Raw genomic sequence first — 17728 nt, 5'->3', positions numbered from 1 at the left:
TTCGCAAAAACCGAATTTAATGCTTCGGTTTTTATAAAAAACTGTACTTTTGGGGAATCAAAATGGTAAACAACAGATCAACATATCAATCTTCGATAACAACTCAAAACTGGGTTGTAATTTCTGTTACATTTTCTGCTACAACAACTACAACTACCCCTTAGGGGTATTCATTTTACATATAATCCTATTTATCATCCTTTTTCCTCAAGGGAGAAAGATTTTGGATGTATAAAAAACATTGCTTTTTTAAAATAAAACACATACAATGAAAGTATTAAAATTTGGCGGAACTTCGGTTGCCAATGCACAAAATATAAAACTGGTACTAGATATCGTCATCAATAAAGCAAAAGAAGAAAAATTAGTAGTAGTCGTTTCTGCTTTTAGCAAAGTTACTGATATGCTTCAACTCGCTTCCCAAAAAGCAGCTGCCGGAGATGAAAGTTTCAAAGATATTCTTGCCGAAATAGAGAAAAAACATCTAGACGCCTTAAAAGAATTTATTCCTGTAAGCGAACAAAGCAGCTTGTTAAGCCATATAAAAAGAATTGTAAATCATCTGGAAACATTACTGGACGGTTGTTTTCTTTTGGGGGAATTATCCGCCAGAACTTCCGACACAATTTTAAGTTTTGGCGAATTATTGTCTTCTTACATCATTTCTGAAGCCTTAAAACAAATTTTAAAAAATAGCAGTTATAAAGATAGCCGCGAATTAATAAAAACGGATAATCATTTCGGAAAAGCGACCGTAAATTTTGAAGTTTCAAATCATTTAATTGCAGATTTCTTTGCTTCGAACGAGAATCAAGTGGTTGTAATGCCCGGATTTATTGCCGCATCACTTGATGGCATCAACACTACTTTAGGTCGTGGTGGTTCCGATTATACTGCCGCAATTATCGCTGGAGCATTGAATGTATCTGACTTGGAAATTTGGACTGATGTAAACGGAATGTTTACTGCCAATCCGAAGATTGTAAAGCAAGCACAACCTATCGCCTTCATTTCCTATCAGGAAGCGATGGAGTTATCGCATTTTGGTGCCAAAGTTTTATATCCGCCAACCATTCAACCGGTTTTGAGAAAGAATATTCCAATTCATATCAAAAATACTTTTGAACCGGAAGCTGAAGGAACTTATATTTCAAATCAAGAAATGGTTCACACTAATCCTGTAAAAGGAATTAGCCATATCGATAATATTACTTTGATTACACTTGAAGGACCAGGAATGATTGGTGTTACAGGTTCCTCAAAAAGGCTTTTTGAAGTATTATCGCATGAAAATATCAATGTAATTTTCATCACTCAAGCTTCATCGGAGCATTCAATTTGTATTGGAATTCTAAATTCCGATGCTGACATTGCTGAAGAAGCCATCAATAAAGCTTTTGAAATTGAGATTTTACAAAACAAAATTGATCCCTGCATCGTTGAAAAAAACCTGTGCATTATTGCTTTGGTTGGCGAAAACATGAAAAACCACCAAGGTTTAAGCGGAAGAATGTTTAGCACTTTGGGTAAAAATAACGTAAACATCCGAGCAATCGCTCAAGGTGCTTCCGAAAGAAATATTTCGGCGGTTATCAACGAAAGAGATGTAAAGAAAGCATTGAACACATTGCACGAAAACTTTTTTGAAGAAAATACCAAACAATTAAACCTGTTTGTAATGGGTGTTGGAAATGTAGGAGAAAAATTCATCGAACAAATTCACCAGCAAAAGAAATTCCTAAAAGACAATCTAAAAATAAACCTGCGCGTTATCGCTTTGTCAAATTCTCGAAAAATGTATTTTGACGAAGACGGAATCTCTCTAAAAGAATGGCAATTTTTATTAGAAACTGGGGAACCTGCTGACAAAGAAAAGTTCATTTCGAATGTAAAAGAACTCAATTTACGTAACAGTATTTTTGTTGATATTACTGCCAATGAAAGCGTATCAAAAACCTACGAACAATATTTAAAACGCAATATTGCCGTAGTGACTTGTAATAAAATTGCCTGTGCTTCTGAGTACGATAACTACAAAAAACTAAAAAAACTATCCAGACAATTCAACGCTCCTTTTCTATTTGAAACCAACGTTGGAGCTGGATTACCGATTATTGATACCGTAAAAAACTTGATTGCTTCAGGTGATAAAGTGAATAAAATCCAGGCTGTTTTATCAGGAAGTTTGAACTTTATCTTTAATAATTTTGATGAAAACAATACTTTTCATGATGTCGTTAAAGAAGCTGGCGTACAGGGATTTACAGAACCAGACCCTAAGATTGATTTAAGCGGAATTGACGTTGCCCGAAAGATATTAATCCTGATTAGAGAAAGTGGTTATAAAATGGAAATTGACGAGATTGTCAATGAATCTTTCATGCCTGCTGAATGTCTCGAAACAACTTCAAATGAAGCGTTTTTTGAATCTTTACTTAAACACGCCTCTCATTTTGAAACTATTTATAAGGAAGCGTTAAGCAAAGAATCCCGTTTGAAATATGTAGCACAATTTGAAAACGGAAAAGCAAATGTTGGGTTGCGATTCATTCCTAAAGACCATCCTTTTTACAATCTGGAAGGAAAAGACAATATTGTTTTATTCTTTACGGATCGTTACGTAGACCAACCTTTATTGATAAAAGGTGCTGGTGCCGGAGCTGCTGTTACCGCTTCAGGAATATTTGCTGATGTAATCAGAATTGGAAACGTGTAATCGTAGAGACGCGATAAATCGCGTCTGTACCACAATAAAAATAATAAAGATATGAAGGAAATAAAAATATTTTGCCCTGCCACAATCGCCAATCTATCCTGTGGATTTGATGTCCTTGGGCTTTGTTTAGAAACTGCGGGTGACGAAATGATTATTCGCAAATCAGACCTAAAAGGGATTCGTATCACTAAAATTGTGGGTGCCGATTTGCCTTTGGAAACCGAAAAAAATGTTGCTGGAGTATCTGCTTTGGCTATGTTGGAAGCCATTGACACGGAATTTGGATTTGAAATTGAAATCTACAAACACATCAAAGCCGGAAGCGGAATTGGCAGTAGTGCCGCAAGTTCAGCTGGAGCTGTTTTTGGAATCAATGAATTATTGGGACGTCCATTTACTCGAAAAGAATTGGTTTTGTTCGCCATGCAAGGTGAAAAACTAGCCAGCGGAAACGCCCATGCCGATAACGTCGCTCCTGCCCTTTTGGGTGGTTTTACGTTGGTAAGAAGTTCAAATCCTTTAGACATTATCAAAATAGAAAGTCCTTCCGAATTGTACGCCACTGTGGTTCATCCTCAAATTGAGTTAAAAACTTCGGATGCGCGTTCAGTACTGAAGCAAACCGTTTCCTTGAAAAGCGCTATTATGCAATGGGGAAATGTAGGCGGATTAATCGCTGGATTGTACACGAAAGATTACGATTTAATCGGTCGGTCGTTACATGATGAAATCGTGGAACCGCTGCGAAGTGTATTGATTCCGGGATTTGATTTAATCAAGCAAACTGCTTACGAAAACGGAGCTTTAGGTTCCGGAATATCGGGTTCGGGTCCTTCTATTTTTGCTTTAAGTAAAGGAAAGGAAACTGCTGATAAAATCGCCAAAGCCATGAGCGCCGTATATGATGCCATGAATTTACCGTATGAAATTCACGTTTCGAAAGTGAATGATGAAGGAATTAAAATAATATAATCCCCTAACCCCCGAACGGGGAATAAAAAATAGTGGTTTTAAAATTACAATAACACATACTGAATCCAGTTTCGTCTCCCTTCCCTTTGGGGAGGGTTGGGGTGGGGATTCTACAATTACTAGACATAATGAAATATTACAGTTTAAACCATAACGCACCCAAAGTTTCTTTTCAAGAAGCCGTAATACAAGGATTAGCAACTGATAAAGGATTGTATTTTCCGGAAAGTATTACTCCTTTAGCCCCCGCTTTTTTTGAAACTATCGAAAATTTAAGCAATGAAGAAATTGCTTTTGAAGCCATCAAACAATTTGTGGGTGACGAAATCCCGGAAGCCACTTTAAAACAAATCATTGCCGAAACGTTGTGTTTTGATTTCCCAGTGGTTGAAGTAGAAAAAGGCATTTATTCCCTTGAATTGTTTCATGGTCCAACAATGGCTTTTAAGGACGTAGGCGCGCGTTTTATGTCGCGTTGTTTGGGTTACTTTAATAAAGACAACAAAGACAGTAAAAACACCGTTCTTGTAGCAACTTCCGGTGATACTGGTGGTGCTGTAGCCAGTGGTTTCCTTGGCGTAAAAGGCGTTGAAGTGATTATCCTGTATCCATCCGGAAAAGTGAGCGATATTCAGGAAAGACAATTGACTACTTTGGGACAGAATATTAAAGCGCTTGAAGTGGATGGTGTTTTTGATGATTGTCAGGATATGGTCAAAAAAGCTTTTCTTGACGAAAGTCTAAAACATAAAAATCTGACTTCGGCGAATTCTATTAATATTGCACGCTGGTTGCCACAAATGTTTTATTTCTTCTTTGCCTATAAAGCATTAAAAAAACAGAACAAACCGTTAGTTTTCTCTTGCCCAAGCGGGAATTTTGGGAATATCTGCGCGGGTATCATTGCTAAAAAAATGGGCTTGCCTATCGAACATTTTGTAGCTTCTACGAATGTGAATGATACAGTTCCACGATTTCTAGAAAACGGAATTTACGATCCAAAACCTTCGATAGCGACAATTTCGAATGCGATGGATGTGGGGAATCCAAGTAATTTCATCCGAATTCAGGAAATGTACCACAATGATTTGGAACAATTCAAAAAAGATTTTTCTTCATTTACTTTCAATGATGAAGAAACCATTTCAGCAATGAAAACCATCTACAATACAGACGGTTACATTGCAGAACCTCACGGAGCAGTTGGATATCTTGGATTGAAAAAAGAATTGCAAAACCACCCGAATGCGATTGGTATTTTCTTAGAAACCGCCCATCCTATTAAGTTTTTGGATACGGTTGAACCAACATTAAAAGTAAAACTGCCGATTCCTACACAAATTGAAAGTGTTTTAGGAAAGGAAAAAGTGAGTACAAAAATTAAAACGTACGAGGAATTGAAAGCGTTTTTGGCGTAAAAATTATATATATAAATACAAACCGACTGAGAAGTGATTTTCAGTCGGTTTTTTTTATGAAAATTGGCACCAAATAATTCAGCCGCTAGAGCTGATCAAAATGACTGTTATCTTCAAAATAAAATAGATTGAAAGTCAAATTTATTTTTTGGAATTGCCTAAAAATACATACATTTTATCAATCATAAATAAGATGTATTATTTAAACTTTCTGTCGTTTTCTTCAATAGCTAAATCATTGATACTGGCAAATCGTTTGCGCATTAAACCATTTTCATCAAACTCCCAGTTTTCGTTTCCATAAGCCCTAAACCATTGTCCTTCGGCATTATGGTATTCATACTCAAAACGAACAGCTATACGGTTTTCACTAAAGCACCAAAGCTCTTTTTTGAGTTTGTAATCCAACTCCTTTTCCCATTTGTGTTTCAAAAATTCCTTAACCGCTTCCCTACCGTTGATGAACTCGGTTCGGTTGCGCCATTCGGTGTCGATGGTGTATGCCAAGGCAATTCGTTCCGGGTCTTTGCTGTTCCAGGCATCTTCGGCCAGTTGCACTTTTTGTAAAGCGGTTTCCATGTTAAATGGCGGAAGGGGCAGTTTCTGTTCCATAAATTTATTTTTAAGATTTATTATTGTTCTTGATTTCTAGAATAACAAAGTTATTACATAATGATGGTACAATAATGGAGAATGTACGCAAAGTCATGGACAATTTTCTCTAATGCGATTGGTATTTTCTTAGAAACTGCCCACCCAATTAAGTTTTTAGATGCGGTGGAACCAGTATTAAACGTGATATTGCCTATTCCTACACAAATTGAAAGTGTATTAGGCAAAGAAAAAGTGAGTGTGAAAATTAAAACGTATGAGGAATTGAAAGCTTTCTTAGTGTAAAAATTATATTCAAATATAAACTGACTGAGAAGTAATTTTCAGTCAGTTTTTTTTATATGAATTAGTAAGATATTTTTATTTTAATTAGCTTTCTGTAAGTAAAATCATTTTTTTTTTGATAAACTTTAAATAAGTTCAACTTATAGTAAAAAGTAGCCCGATTGGGTACATTAGTGCAATAGAATAATTGGCAATATTGCCCCCGGCTAGTGCGAGCGTCACGCTCGTGACCACTAACAAAGAAAAAAGAAAGCATTACGATTCAAATTGAAATAGGCACGAGCGGGACGCTCGCGCTCGCAAATGATAAAAACAGAAAAAGCTACATTTTTTTTAAAAATATAGCTTTTTATATCGTGGCTTTGATAGTTTCACAACTTATTAAACTTAAACTTTTGTCCCCCGGCTAGCGCGAGCGTCCCGCTCGTGACAACTAATAAAAGGAAATGAGAGATTACGATTCAAATTGAAATAGGCACGAGCGGGACGCTCGCGCAAGCAAAGTAGAGACATTAAAATACCTCTAACATAGCATTTCAATATTTATATAAAAACAAAATGGCTGAAAAAATTTCTCAGCCGTTTTGTTTTTATCACATTTTATTAAACTTAAACTTCTGTCCGCCAATCGAAGCCTCGTACATGAGTCCACCTTTCTGCATGGTGAACACCATAACGCCTTCCGTATATTTTACGTTTGCTGAGGCACCTTCAGTTACAGCTACTGCTGAAGCTTGTGCGGAAAACTCGAATCGACTATCTTTAAACCGTTCCAAATCCTTTTTTGTCTCAAAAAATATTACCTCCCGATACGCTTGTCCACCTGCCTGAAATCCTATGCTCAGTTGCGATAACTTTGCCATACCTACCATTTTGTTATGTTCATAGACAACCCCATTGCCAGCCGCTCCCCCAATGCCAAGTCCTGCTTTGCCCACATTAGGAAAAATCACATAGCCGGACGCTTTTTCAAAAAGCCCTTTCATAAGCGGATCACTTTTAATGAATTCCGCCTTTGCTGTATGGCTGTCCGCAATAATTTTATTCTTTTTAGCGGTTGATTGTCCCAAAATAGGCGTTATGTTTAGTACACAAGCCATTACAATTACCCAAATAATATTTAAATTTTTCATAATTATAGCTATTAAATTTGTTGTAAATATTCTTTATTCAAAGGTAAAAAAAATATTTTATATTCAACATAAAATACTGATTGTCAATAAAATAAATTCTATTTATACCTCTTTAGAGTAATTTTTAAAAATAAATGTTTTTTGGTTCTTCTCCCAATTAAACACTAACAAGAACCGGAGCGAAATTCGAGAATGCAATCCTTTTTTCTACCTTTGAAAAACACAAAACAGTAACCCAAGAATATATTACGCATGATTACAAAAGCAATAATAGCAGACGTTTCCGAATTAAATAAATTAATCAATTCCGCTTATCGCGGGGAATCCTCTAAAAAAGGATGGACCACGGAAGCGAACATTTTGGAAGGACTCCGAACCACTGAACTGGAACTGACTGAAACCATTGCCAATACTAAAAACACGATTCTAAAATTTACGGAGAACAACCAGATTATAGGTTGTGTATTGCTAGTTGAAAAAGAGCCACAATTGTATTTAGGAATGCTGACGGTTTCGCCTGAGTTGCAAAATAGTGGCGTTGGAAAAAAATTATTGCAACAGGCTGAAATTCATGCTTCGGAATTGGGTTTATCTAAAATTGTAATGACGGTGATTTCCGTTCGGGAGGAATTGATAGCCTGGTACAATCGCAACGGTTATGTAGCTACGGGAGCAAGAGAACCTTTTCCGGCAAGCGACGTTCATATTCCAATCACCAATCAACCTTTGGAATTTATTGTAATGGAGAAAAGGATTGAATAAGTGAAAAGATTTTTGAATGAAGAGTAACGTCCCGAAGCGTCGGGATTGATTGCAGATTTCTGAAAATCTTTAATATTACGTCGGATAATTTCTTTCGATTCAAGGCGTATCGCGTAAGGGATTGCGGCGGCATCCTTTATTTTTTTTCTTTAAAAAAATAAAGATAAAGCCAAAAGCTCGACCCCAAAGCTGCAGATTCGTGAATCTAAACAGGGATTTTCTGCTTTGGGATTACGCCCAAACAATGACTAATAAAAAACGGATATCAGAGTTTATCGGTAAACAAACCCTATTTTTGTCGCGTGAAGAAATCAGTTTCAATTATTGGAGGAGGACCCGCAGCACTTTTGCTTGCTGCAGTACTCGATTGCAAGAAGTTTACCGTTACCCTCTACGAGAAAAACAAAACACTGGGGAGGAAATTTCTGGTAGCTGGAAAAGGGGGATTTAACCTGACCCATTCGGAACCTATTGTGGAACTCATAGCGCGGTATACACCATCCCATTTTCTAGAAAAAGCACTCCTGGATTTTGACAATCACGATTTCCGAAATTGGATTGATAGTATTGGGATTCCAACATACATCGGCAGTAGCAAACGCGTGTATCCTGAAAGTGGCATCAAACCTATAACGGTGCTCAACGCAATCCTAAAAGTTCTCGATAAACAAGGTGTTTCCATACAATACGAACACACTTGGACGGGTTGGACTGGCAATGATGCTCTTGTTTTCAATACGGATACCGAAGTACAATCTGATTATACCATTTTTGCCTTGGGCGGCGGTAGCTGGAAAGTAACCGGATCTGATGGCACATGGCTTGATGCATTCAAAACACAAGGAATTGCTGTCGTTCCGTTTCAATCTTCTAATTGTGGGTATGGTGTGAACTGGCCCGAAGATTTTTTAAGGGAACATGAAGGCAGTCCGCTTAAAAACATTTCTATTAGCTGTTCGAATAAAACTCAAAAAGGCGAAGCGGTAATTACGCGTTTCGGTTTAGAAGGCAATGCGGTTTATGCGCTCAGTCCACAAATTCGGGAGCAACTTGAAAGCCAGCAAAAGGCCACTATTTTTCTGGATCTAAAACCTGCATTACGTTATGATGATTTGCTTCAAAAGATCAAAAAATCGACCTTAAAAAAGACGAGCGAAAAATTACAAAAAGAAGTTAAATTGAGTCCTGCGCAGATTGGACTTTTGAAAAAATACCTTTCTAAAGAAACCTACCTGAATCCGGAATTATTGGCGCAAAATATCAAAAAACTCGGTATTGAAATCACTGGTTCTGCACTATTGAACGATGCGATATCCACATCCGGAGGGGTGAAATTGAATGCCGTGGATGAAAATTTCCAATTGATAACGATGAAACATCACTATTGTATTGGCGAAATGCTGGACTGGGATGCTCCCACAGGCGGCTATCTTCTTCAAGCTTGCTTTAGCATGGGCATGCATCTTGCACGCCACCTGAATAGTATTCCTTAATTTTTTCGAAACTTAATTAGCCATTCCAAAGAATATTTTTATCCGAATAGAAAACTGTTTTTCCAATTCAATTCCTTTATAATACCATATCCTCAAACAAGTGTTGCGCTGTTTGTTCCAAATCATCACACAATCCCGGATGCGGCCGTGAAGTTTGAATCGCCGAACTGCGAAGAGCAGTCAACCAACGGAAACGGGATGGAATATCGAATTGCGCTATTGGTCCACCCGATTTTTCCCCATGCCCTACTTTCTCGAATGCCTGCAAATTTAAATGCAATTGTTCCAAATCTAAATCGGCTGAAAACAATTGAAGTTTCGCTTCGTTAAACGAACAGAGCACTTTTATAAATTTGGCTTTTTTACAAAAGAGAATAATACCCACATTGAGGAATTCTTCGCGTTCTACCCTTGGCACAACCCGGATTACGGCATACTCATATAAGTGTTTCTCGTGCATTTTGGGCTTCATTTATAAAAATTTCGGAATGGTTTAAGCGTATGGATAAAAACTGAAAATAGACTTCCCGAAGCGCTTCGGGAGTTTCATCCGAATCTTCCCATTGCAGCCACTCCGTTGGAATAAGATTGACAATGGATTGCAGTATTTCATCAGTTAGTATTTTTTTGAATACTGCGTCTGTTTCTTTCAGAAATGAAGCTTGTGGTAACAATACATGGTCTTTTATCAATGCAAAAGGACTTTGTGCGTGCGTTTTCCAATTGGTCCACGAATGATGAAAATAAAGACAGGCACCGTGATCTATCAGCCATAATTCTTTGTGCCAAATCAGCATATTGGTGTTTCTGAAAGTTCGGTCGACATTGGTGATAAAAGCGTCCAGCCAAACAATTTGGGATGCTAATTTTGCATCAACCACCGTCACAACAGGATCAAAATTTATAGCTCCCGATAGATAATGCAACGCCAAATTAAGTCCTTGACTTCCTTGAAGCAAGTCCTGAATTTCTTCGTCGCCTTCGGATCGTCCAAAAGCTTCATCGAGATTAGCGTAAACAAGTTCCGGCATTTTTAGGTTTAAAACACGGGCTATTTCTCCGCCAATTAATTCGGCGATTAAGGCTTTTACGCCATGTCCGGCACCCTTGAATTTCAATACATATTTAAAATCATCATCGGCCTCGGCGAGCGCAGGTAATGAACCGCCTTCCCGCAGCGGCGTGATGTATCGCGTAACATTTACGGTTCTAAGATGGGGTATTTTTTCCATAATCGAATTGGATAAAGCTATTTTGCTTAGGTACAAACTTACAAATAACTGGGATGAGTTCAGTACCTATTTTGTAGAATGATTATGCACAGTTTGTTATTCCGACGAAGAGAGGAATCACATAATGAGAGCAACTAATGAGATTCCTCCTTCGTCGGAATGACAAGACAGCTAAGTTTCACTCATAAAAACTATTCTTTCTTTTCTAAGCTCAAAAAGGCTTTTCCAATATTCGAAATAACGTCAGAAGCGATAAAGGACTGATAACCGGTTTCAGGAAGTGCGATATCGGCAGTTAATCCATGAAGGTAAACACCAAGTATAGCAGCGTTTATTGGTTCATAGGATTGTGCCAGTAAACTGGTTATCATTCCTGTCAAAACATCACCCGTTCCTGCGGTGGCCAAAGCGGCATTTCCGGTGATGTTTTCGTAGCTTGTGTCTCCATCGATGATTCGGGTTGGTGCACCTTTCATTACAACAATCAGATTAAACAGCTTAGAAAAAGCGATTATTTTTTCTAGTTTTTCAACGTCGGAAGTCCATTTTCCTATAAGTCTTTCCAGTTCTTTGGGATGCGGCGTGATGATGGTTTTGGGTTGTAATAAAGGAAGCCATTCTTTGTTTTTGGATAGAATATTTAACGCGTCGGCATCGATTACCAAAGGGATTTTATTTGTTTGTAGCAATTTATAAACAGCTTGTTGCGTTTCGATTTCCAGACCTAAACCCGGTCCTATTCCAATGGCTTGTGGGGTGATTTCGAAACTAATATCCGAGATGAACTTTTCCTGAATATCCGTTATAACCATGACTTCAGGAATGGAGATTTGAAGAATATCGTAGCCACATTTTGGTATAAAAACAGTAACTAATCCACAACCAGTTTTCAAGCTAGCTTTGGACGAAAGACAAACAGCTCCCATTTTCCCATAACTTCCACCGATAATTAAAGCATGTCCTTGAATGCCTTTGTGGGTAAATTTGTCTAGTTGTTTATAGCGTTTTAGAATTTCGTTTTGGTCGATGTAAATTGGATTCTTCATGGAATTTGTTTGTCAAAAATTACAAATTTAAAATGAAAGAGATTCGTTAATTGTAACCGAAATCCCCTAGCCCTGATGGAAACGGCATCCTTTTTATAAGGTGATTTTTCATCACCTTATAAAAAGATATAGTGAACAGCAGGAAATAGCTCCTAAAAACTACCCTTCTTTTTTTATTTTTAGTTTGTTTACCGTTCCATTTAATTCGAAACCGAGCAGTAATATCATGCAGTTGATCCAGGTGTAAAACATCATGATTAATAAAGTACCGATAGAGCCATATAATTCGTTGTATTTTGAGAATCGGATGACCCAAATTCCAAAACCATAGGAATCTAAAATAACCAATATTGTAGTAAATACGGAGCCTATAGAGATAAAAGCTCTATTTTTATCATGCATCGTACCAAACTTAAAAAGTATGGAAGTTGTGATTAAAATCATTACAATTACAAACGCATAGCGCCATAAAATAATCAATTCAACTTGGTCGCTCAGTATCGTTTTTTGGATAAACACCTCGAAAACAACGATTGCTGATACGGTTACTATCAATAGGATCGACAATAATAGTGACATGCCGAGAGCGACAATGTATTGGTGGACAAATCCTCTTTTGATGAGGACGTGACGCGAGGATTCGAAACCGCCCAAGATCCCATTTAAACCGTTTGCCATCAAGAAAATAGACAATATAAATCCAGAAGACAACAATCCGGAATGGCTATTGTGGAGAATATCATTGATGATTTTGTAAATGGCATCATACGTATTTGGCGGAACTCCTTGCCGCACAAATTGAAGAAAATCTTCTTGAAAACCTTCGATTGGGATGTAGGGAATAAGGTTTAATATGAACAAAGCAAAGGGAAATAATGCCATGAAGAAACTAAATGCAATCGCACTGGCGTGATAGGTCAAGGCGCTTTCTACAATTCCTAATCCGTACAATTCCAATAAGTCATACAGAGACAATCCCTGCAGCCACGGGAGTTTTATCTTTTTTAACCCTCGGGCAAGATTCCGTATTATTGGAACTTTTTCTATTCGCTGTTCAATTTCTGCTGACATAATTTAAATTGCTTTCAAGCTTAAATCCATATTGTAAACAGAATGTGTTAAGGCTCCAGACGAAATATAATCGACGCCACATTCCGCATAATGACGAATGGTACTTTCATTGATATTACCTGAAGATTCAGTTTGGCATTTGTTACCTATCAAAGCTACTGCTTTACGGGTATCTTCATAATTAAAATTGTCTATCAAAATTCTATAAACGCCTTCACATTCTACTATTTCTTTGATTTCATCCAAGTTTCTGGCTTCGACAATGATTTTTAAATCCAAATTATTTTCTTTGAGATACGCTTTGGTTTTGGCTATGGCCAAAGTAATTCCGCCGGCAAAATCATTGTGATTGTCCTTGAGCATAATCATGTCATACAAAGCAAAACGGTGGTTTTCGCCTCCACCAATTTTCACTGCCCACTTTTCACAAGCTCTGAAACCGGGTGTCGTTTTACGCGTGTCTAGGATTTTAGTTTTTGTTCCTTCCAGAAGCTCAACATATTCTTTGGTTTTGGTAGCGATTGCCGACATTCTTTGCATCGAATTTAAAACTACCCGTTCGGATTTCAAGATGGATTGTGAACTTCCCGAAACATGAAAAACAACATCCCCTTTTTTTACTGGAGTTCCGTCCTCAATAAAGGTTTCGATTTGCAAATTAGGATCTACATATTCGAAAACCATTTTGGCGAAAGCCACACCGGCAATAATGCCCTCTTCTTTTACAAGCAACTTCGCTTTTCCGGTTGCCGTTGCAGGAATACAAGCCAAAGAGCTGTAATCTCCGGGGCCAACATCTTCCCGAATGGCGTTTTTTATCAGTATTTGTAACTCATTTTTGAACTGTGCTTCGCTAATCATTTTATAGGAAATTTATGGAATGCTAAAGTAAGATTTATTTTGTGGATTTAAAAATATGTGCGTTTTAAAAGTATGTTTCAAGAATTTTAAAAGTGAAATTGTATCGGTTTCGTTTTATAGAAATCAATACTATTTAGATGTAAAAATTTTATTTTTATTGCAATAAAGTACCGTAAGATGCTCTTTATGCACAAAGAATATTTACTGCTATCTTCTCAAAAAAACACTAAATAAAAATCTGTAAAAAAGCTCCTCAACCATTCTTGAAAACGGATACTGATTCGCTTTTTTTTAATACATAATTTTTAAATATTTGATTTACAATTAATTAACACAATAATTTTAGATTAACTTTTTATTTTAAACTAATTTTGTATTTTTAATATTCCTAAATAATTACTTTATTAAAATAATGCAATCTCCTTATTTTTCCTCTTTTGTAATTTAAGTTCAATACGTAAAAAGATGTTTTATGGAAAATAAAAAAATAATTACCCAAAAAATCACACCCTGTTTGTGGTTTAATGACAATGCCGAGGAAGCGGTGACTTTTTATGCTTCTATTTTTAAAAATTCGACAATTGGAAAAGTAACCCATTACAGTAAAAATGCACCTTTGCCGGAAGGAACAGTTTTAACAATTTCTTTTCAATTAGACGAAGAAGATTTTTTGGCCTTGAATGGAGGACCGGCATTTACCTTTTCGGAAGCCATTTCATTCATCGTTAATTGTGAAAACCAACCAGAGATTGATTCGTTTTGGGAAAAACTTTCTGAAGGCGGACAAATTCAACAATGTGGTTGGCTGAAAGATAAATTTGGCGTTTCTTGGCAAATTGTGCCAGTAGTATTAGGTGAAATGATGCAAAGCGATGATACTGAAAAATCAAATCGTGTGTTGCAAGCGATTATGCAAATGGTAAAAATTGACATCGAACAGCTAGAAGCTGCGTATCGCAGCTAAAATAGTAGTTACACCATCTTCATAATAAGAAAAACACAGAAATTATTATATAATTTAAAAAACAAATAAAATGGCACGAGTAAGCACCTATCTAAACTTTCCTCGCAATACTGAGGAAGCATTTAATTTTTATAAATCTGTATTTGGGGGAGAATTTAGCGGCCACGGAATAGTGCGATTCAAAGACATTCCACCCGCAGAAGGAATGCCTCCACTTGATGAAAATGATAAAAATCTAATCATGCACATTGAGTTGCCCATTGTTGGCGGGCATATTTTGATGGGAACAGATGCTCCTGAATCGATGGGTTTTAAAGTGAATTTTGGCAATAATATTACTATCAATTTGGAACCGGACACAAGAGCTGAAACGAAAAAATTATTTGATGCCCTAGCCGCTGGAGGAACAATAACTATGGGACTTCAAGTCATGTTTTGGGGTGCCTATTATGGAAGCTGCACCGATAAATTTGGGGTTCAATGGATGTTTAATTGTATTGAAAAAACAGAATAATTTAAATTATGGAAAATAATGATAAAACATTGATAACAGTAGAAACTGTAGTTAATGCACCAATAGAAACCGTTTGGAATAAGTGGACAAATCCTGACGATATTGTAAAATGGAACAGTGCATCGGATGGTTGGCATACAACCAGAGCTGAAAATGATTTAAAAGTTGGAGGCAAATTTATTTCAAGAATGGAAGCAAAAGATGGCAGTATGGGGTTTTACTTCAGTGGTACTTATGACACCATCAAACGAAATGAACTTATTGAATATACCGCTGATGACAATCGAAAAGTAAAAATTAGTTTTTCTGATGCTGATGATATGACCAAAATTATTGAAGTATTTGAAGCCGAAAACGAGAATCCAATAGCCATGCAAGAATCGGGTTGGCAATCTATATTGAATAATTTCAAAGAATACACCGAATCAAAATTATAAAAAAATCAAGGACTGCTCTAGAAAGCTACCCTATTGTCGTCAATTTTTATTCATTATAACATGAAATATTCAACATGATTATGACATTTAGAAACACGACTTTTAAAATTAGAAAAGAAAAGAACAAATTTAAATCTGTACTAATTTGTTCGATCCTTTTTTGTTCCTTAAATGCAATATCAATTTTCTATCTTTGTGCCTCTGAAATCCCACAAAATGAACATTAAACTTATTGCTATCGGCAAAACGGATAACAAAGCTTTACAATCTTTGATAGACGATTACACCAAGCGTTTGTCTTTTTATATTAAATTTGATTTGGATATTATCCCTGATATAAAGAACGTAAAAAGCCTGTCTGAAAGTCAGCAGAAAGAGAAAGAAGGCGAATTGATTTTGGCAAAAATAACACCAACGGATCAACTTATTTTATTGGACGAAAATGGAAAAAACTTTTCCAGTGTTAGTTTTTCAGATGAATTACAAAAGAAAATGAACTCAGGTGTCAAGACTTTAGTTTTTATAATTGGCGGTCCTTATGGATTTTCGGAAACGGTTTATGCCAAAGCACAAGGGAAAATCTCGCTTTCCTTAATGACATTCTCCCATCAAATGGTGCGGTTGTTTTTTATAGAACAATTATATCGCGGATTTACGATTTTGAGAAACGAACCATACCATCATCAGTAAGAAGCTTAAAGGAAAAATTAAAAGTTTAAATTATTTCGTGGTCATTAAAATAAGGTTCGTCTGCAAAACTTATAATTTAAAGTTAAACCATTTTTAATTACAAAAATAATTTCGTAAATTTAATACTCACAAAATCAATTTTTTACATTAAAAAAATCATAAGATTAAACATGGCAAACTAATTAAAAAATTTGCTAATAGTGGTGGTATTCGATTTTTTAAACTTATAAATCTTTTTATCATGAAACGTATTTTTAGATTTTCAGCAATTTTAATTCTTTTATTGAGCATTGTATCTTGCAGTAATAGCTACAATAATCCAAGTCCTGATCCAAATTCAAACACGACAACTTATAAAGCAATATTAAGTAGCTCAAATGAAGTCCCTATGAATACTTCAAGTGCAATGGGAAATGCAACACTTACGTTCAATAATACTACAAAAGCATTCACTATTACTGTAACTCACAATGTTGTAAATCCTACAATGGCTCATATTCATAGAGGATTAGCAGGAACAGCTCCTGCCAATAATGTTGTTTTTGGATTAAACAGTACATCTGCAACAACTTACACTTTATCAGGTACTTTAGATGCAACGCAAGAAGCAGATCTTAAAACTGTACCAGAACTTTATTATGTAAACATTCATACCGCTGCAAATCCTACGGGGGAAATTAGAGGACAGCTGATTAAATATGTTGCCCCCTATTAGAAAGATATATCGAATTAAACAATAACATACTTTTATAGTGTTACTCCAGTAAAGTCTTTCTTAAATAGGGAAAGACTTTTTTTATCATAATCGCTACCAATATTAAAATCGTAAAATTATCTTCTTATAAAATTTTTAAACTTTAAATAGGTATCAATAATCATGATTTTTATTAGTAGACAAACTCATAGTTGCCAACACTTAATTCTGATTTTGAAAGTCTTAAACTTTCCAAGAAAATTTTATCTTGGATATAACTTCCAAAATCAAGGTTTTTGTCAAAACCAAAGATGTATTGGCTCCATTTATCACTAGGTAATTTATTTAAATACTCCAGAAAATCTTCTTTTTTTACAGCTAAATTATCAACTAAAATCTCATTGTTTTTGGTAAAAAAGACAACAACTCCTAATTTCGGTTTTTCTAATTTGTAAAACACTTTTGTAAAAGGAATAAAGGCTAAGTTTTTACCGATGGTATCTGCATACGAATAATAATTTTGAGCTAATTCGTTTTTGTGCGCTTTTTCTTCGCGCTTTTTTTGTTGCAGTTTCATTACTTCAGGAATTACCAATCGCAAAGGCAAACGCTTGTCAATATTGAAAATCCAATTGGTAGAAATAATTTCGTTTTTTCTGTTTACCTCTGCCAAAGTATCTTTCCCTTTTGTTCTAAAAAAAAAATAGATTGGCGAATGATCTTCTACATTTTTGACGATTGTTACATTGGCTTTTGGCAATAAAATGTCTTCTTTATTCCCGCAAGAAAGCAGTGTAAAAAGAATAATCAGACTAAAATATTTCATGT

18 protein-coding genes and 1 pseudogene are annotated in these 17728 nt (G+C 36.0%); 11 read left to right on the top strand and 8 right to left on the bottom strand.

The annotated features are described in order from the left end of the window. Positions 1-268: 268 nt before the first annotated feature. The 3 genes from thrA to thrC all read left to right on the top strand — a co-directional run bounded on the left by thrA (position 269) and on the right by thrC (position 5106). Positions 269-2716 carry a bifunctional aspartate kinase/homoserine dehydrogenase I gene (gene thrA, locus ACM55I_RS10910; RefSeq protein WP_416846827.1) on the top strand — a complete coding sequence of 816 codons (2448 nt, stop codon included), beginning with the start codon at positions 269-271 and terminating at the stop codon, positions 2714-2716. A 51-nt stretch (positions 2717-2767) separates the two neighbouring features. After that, positions 2768-3688, top strand: coding sequence for a homoserine kinase (locus tag ACM55I_RS10905; protein ID WP_416846826.1), 921 nt, complete (start codon positions 2768-2770; stop codon positions 3686-3688). Between the two features lie 128 nt (positions 3689-3816). Next, entirely contained in the window at positions 3817-5106 is a 1290-nt protein-coding gene (thrC, locus tag ACM55I_RS10900; protein ID WP_416846824.1) for a threonine synthase, read from the top strand. Positions 5107-5304: 198 nt separating this feature from the next. On the opposite strand, the gene ACM55I_RS10895 is transcribed toward thrC, so the two are convergent. After that, complete coding sequence (locus ACM55I_RS10895; RefSeq protein ID WP_416846823.1) at positions 5305-5718, bottom strand: nuclear transport factor 2 family protein; 414 nt, start codon at positions 5716-5718, stop codon at positions 5305-5307. 111 nt (positions 5719-5829) lie between these two features. On the opposite strand from ACM55I_RS10895, the pseudogene ACM55I_RS10890 reads away from it, so the two are divergent. Next, positions 5830-6003, top strand: a pseudogene (locus ACM55I_RS10890) (threonine synthase); the annotation flags it as partial. A gap of 593 nt (positions 6004-6596) precedes the next feature. On the opposite strand, the gene ACM55I_RS10885 reads toward ACM55I_RS10890, so the two are convergent. Beyond that, positions 6597-7136 carry a lipid-binding SYLF domain-containing protein gene (locus ACM55I_RS10885; RefSeq protein WP_416846822.1) on the bottom strand — a complete coding sequence of 180 codons (540 nt, stop codon included), beginning with the start codon at positions 7134-7136 and terminating at the stop codon, positions 6597-6599. A gap of 252 nt (positions 7137-7388) precedes the next feature. Here ACM55I_RS10885 and ACM55I_RS10880 point away from each other — a divergent pair, with 252 nt between their 5' ends. Then, positions 7389-7898, top strand: coding sequence for a GNAT family N-acetyltransferase (locus ACM55I_RS10880; RefSeq protein ID WP_416846821.1), 510 nt, complete (start codon positions 7389-7391; stop codon positions 7896-7898). A gap of 302 nt (positions 7899-8200) precedes the next feature. Next, positions 8201-9391 (top strand): BaiN/RdsA family NAD(P)/FAD-dependent oxidoreductase, encoded by a 1191-nt coding sequence (locus ACM55I_RS10875; RefSeq protein ID WP_416846820.1) that lies wholly within the window; start codon positions 8201-8203, stop codon positions 9389-9391. 76 nt (positions 9392-9467) lie between these two features. Here the strand turns inward: ACM55I_RS10875 and ACM55I_RS10870 are convergent, their stop codons facing one another. The 5 genes from ACM55I_RS10870 to nadC form a co-directional block, all read right to left on the bottom strand. Beyond that, a complete protein-coding gene (locus ACM55I_RS10870; RefSeq protein WP_416846819.1) occupies positions 9468-9851 on the bottom strand; it encodes a DUF3037 domain-containing protein in 384 nt (127 codons plus the stop codon). After that, a complete protein-coding gene (locus tag ACM55I_RS10865; protein ID WP_416846818.1) occupies positions 9829-10623 on the bottom strand; it encodes a HipA family kinase in 795 nt (264 codons plus the stop codon). Before ACM55I_RS10865 ends, ACM55I_RS10870 begins: the two co-directional genes overlap by 23 nt. Before the next feature lie 191 nt (positions 10624-10814). Next, entirely contained in the window at positions 10815-11669 is an 855-nt protein-coding gene (locus ACM55I_RS10860) for an NAD(P)H-hydrate dehydratase (protein ID WP_416846816.1), read from the bottom strand. 159 nt (positions 11670-11828) lie between these two features. Next, the gene (locus ACM55I_RS10855; RefSeq protein WP_416846815.1) at positions 11829-12740 is read right to left on the bottom strand and encodes a YihY/virulence factor BrkB family protein; all 912 of its coding nucleotides are present in this window, start codon (positions 12738-12740) and stop codon (positions 11829-11831) included. Between the two features lie 3 nt (positions 12741-12743). Further along, the gene (gene nadC, locus ACM55I_RS10850; protein WP_416846814.1) at positions 12744-13601 is read right to left on the bottom strand and encodes a carboxylating nicotinate-nucleotide diphosphorylase; all 858 of its coding nucleotides are present in this window, start codon (positions 13599-13601) and stop codon (positions 12744-12746) included. Positions 13602-14073: 472 nt separating this feature from the next. Here nadC and ACM55I_RS10845 point away from each other — a divergent pair, with 472 nt between their 5' ends. From ACM55I_RS10845 to ACM55I_RS10825, 5 genes are all read left to right on the top strand, one after another. Then, a complete protein-coding gene (locus ACM55I_RS10845) occupies positions 14074-14565 on the top strand; it encodes a VOC family protein (protein WP_416846812.1) in 492 nt (163 codons plus the stop codon). A 70-nt stretch (positions 14566-14635) separates the two neighbouring features. After that, on the top strand, positions 14636-15079 hold the full coding sequence (locus ACM55I_RS10840) for a VOC family protein (protein WP_416846811.1): 444 nt from the start codon (positions 14636-14638) through the stop codon (positions 15077-15079). 8 nt (positions 15080-15087) lie between these two features. Continuing rightward, positions 15088-15516 (top strand): SRPBCC family protein, encoded by a 429-nt coding sequence (locus tag ACM55I_RS10835; protein WP_416846810.1) that lies wholly within the window; start codon positions 15088-15090, stop codon positions 15514-15516. 216 nt (positions 15517-15732) lie between these two features. Then, on the top strand, positions 15733-16206 hold the full coding sequence (rlmH, locus tag ACM55I_RS10830) for a 23S rRNA (pseudouridine(1915)-N(3))-methyltransferase RlmH (protein WP_416846808.1): 474 nt from the start codon (positions 15733-15735) through the stop codon (positions 16204-16206). Positions 16207-16447: 241 nt separating this feature from the next. Beyond that, on the top strand, positions 16448-16921 hold the full coding sequence (locus ACM55I_RS10825) for a CHRD domain-containing protein (protein ID WP_416846807.1): 474 nt from the start codon (positions 16448-16450) through the stop codon (positions 16919-16921). Between the two features lie 172 nt (positions 16922-17093). On the opposite strand, the gene ACM55I_RS10820 is transcribed toward ACM55I_RS10825, so the two are convergent. Continuing rightward, complete coding sequence (locus ACM55I_RS10820; protein WP_416846805.1) at positions 17094-17726, bottom strand: hypothetical protein; 633 nt, start codon at positions 17724-17726, stop codon at positions 17094-17096. Between the last annotated feature and the right edge of the window lie 2 nt (positions 17727-17728).

Origin of the sequence: Flavobacterium algoris (assembly GCF_048158525.1) — a bacterium.
Classification (GTDB): domain Bacteria; phylum Bacteroidota; class Bacteroidia; order Flavobacteriales; family Flavobacteriaceae; genus Flavobacterium; species Flavobacterium algoris.
Note: the sequence above shows the minus strand (reverse complement) of the source record. Positions and strands in the feature narration are given on the sequence as shown.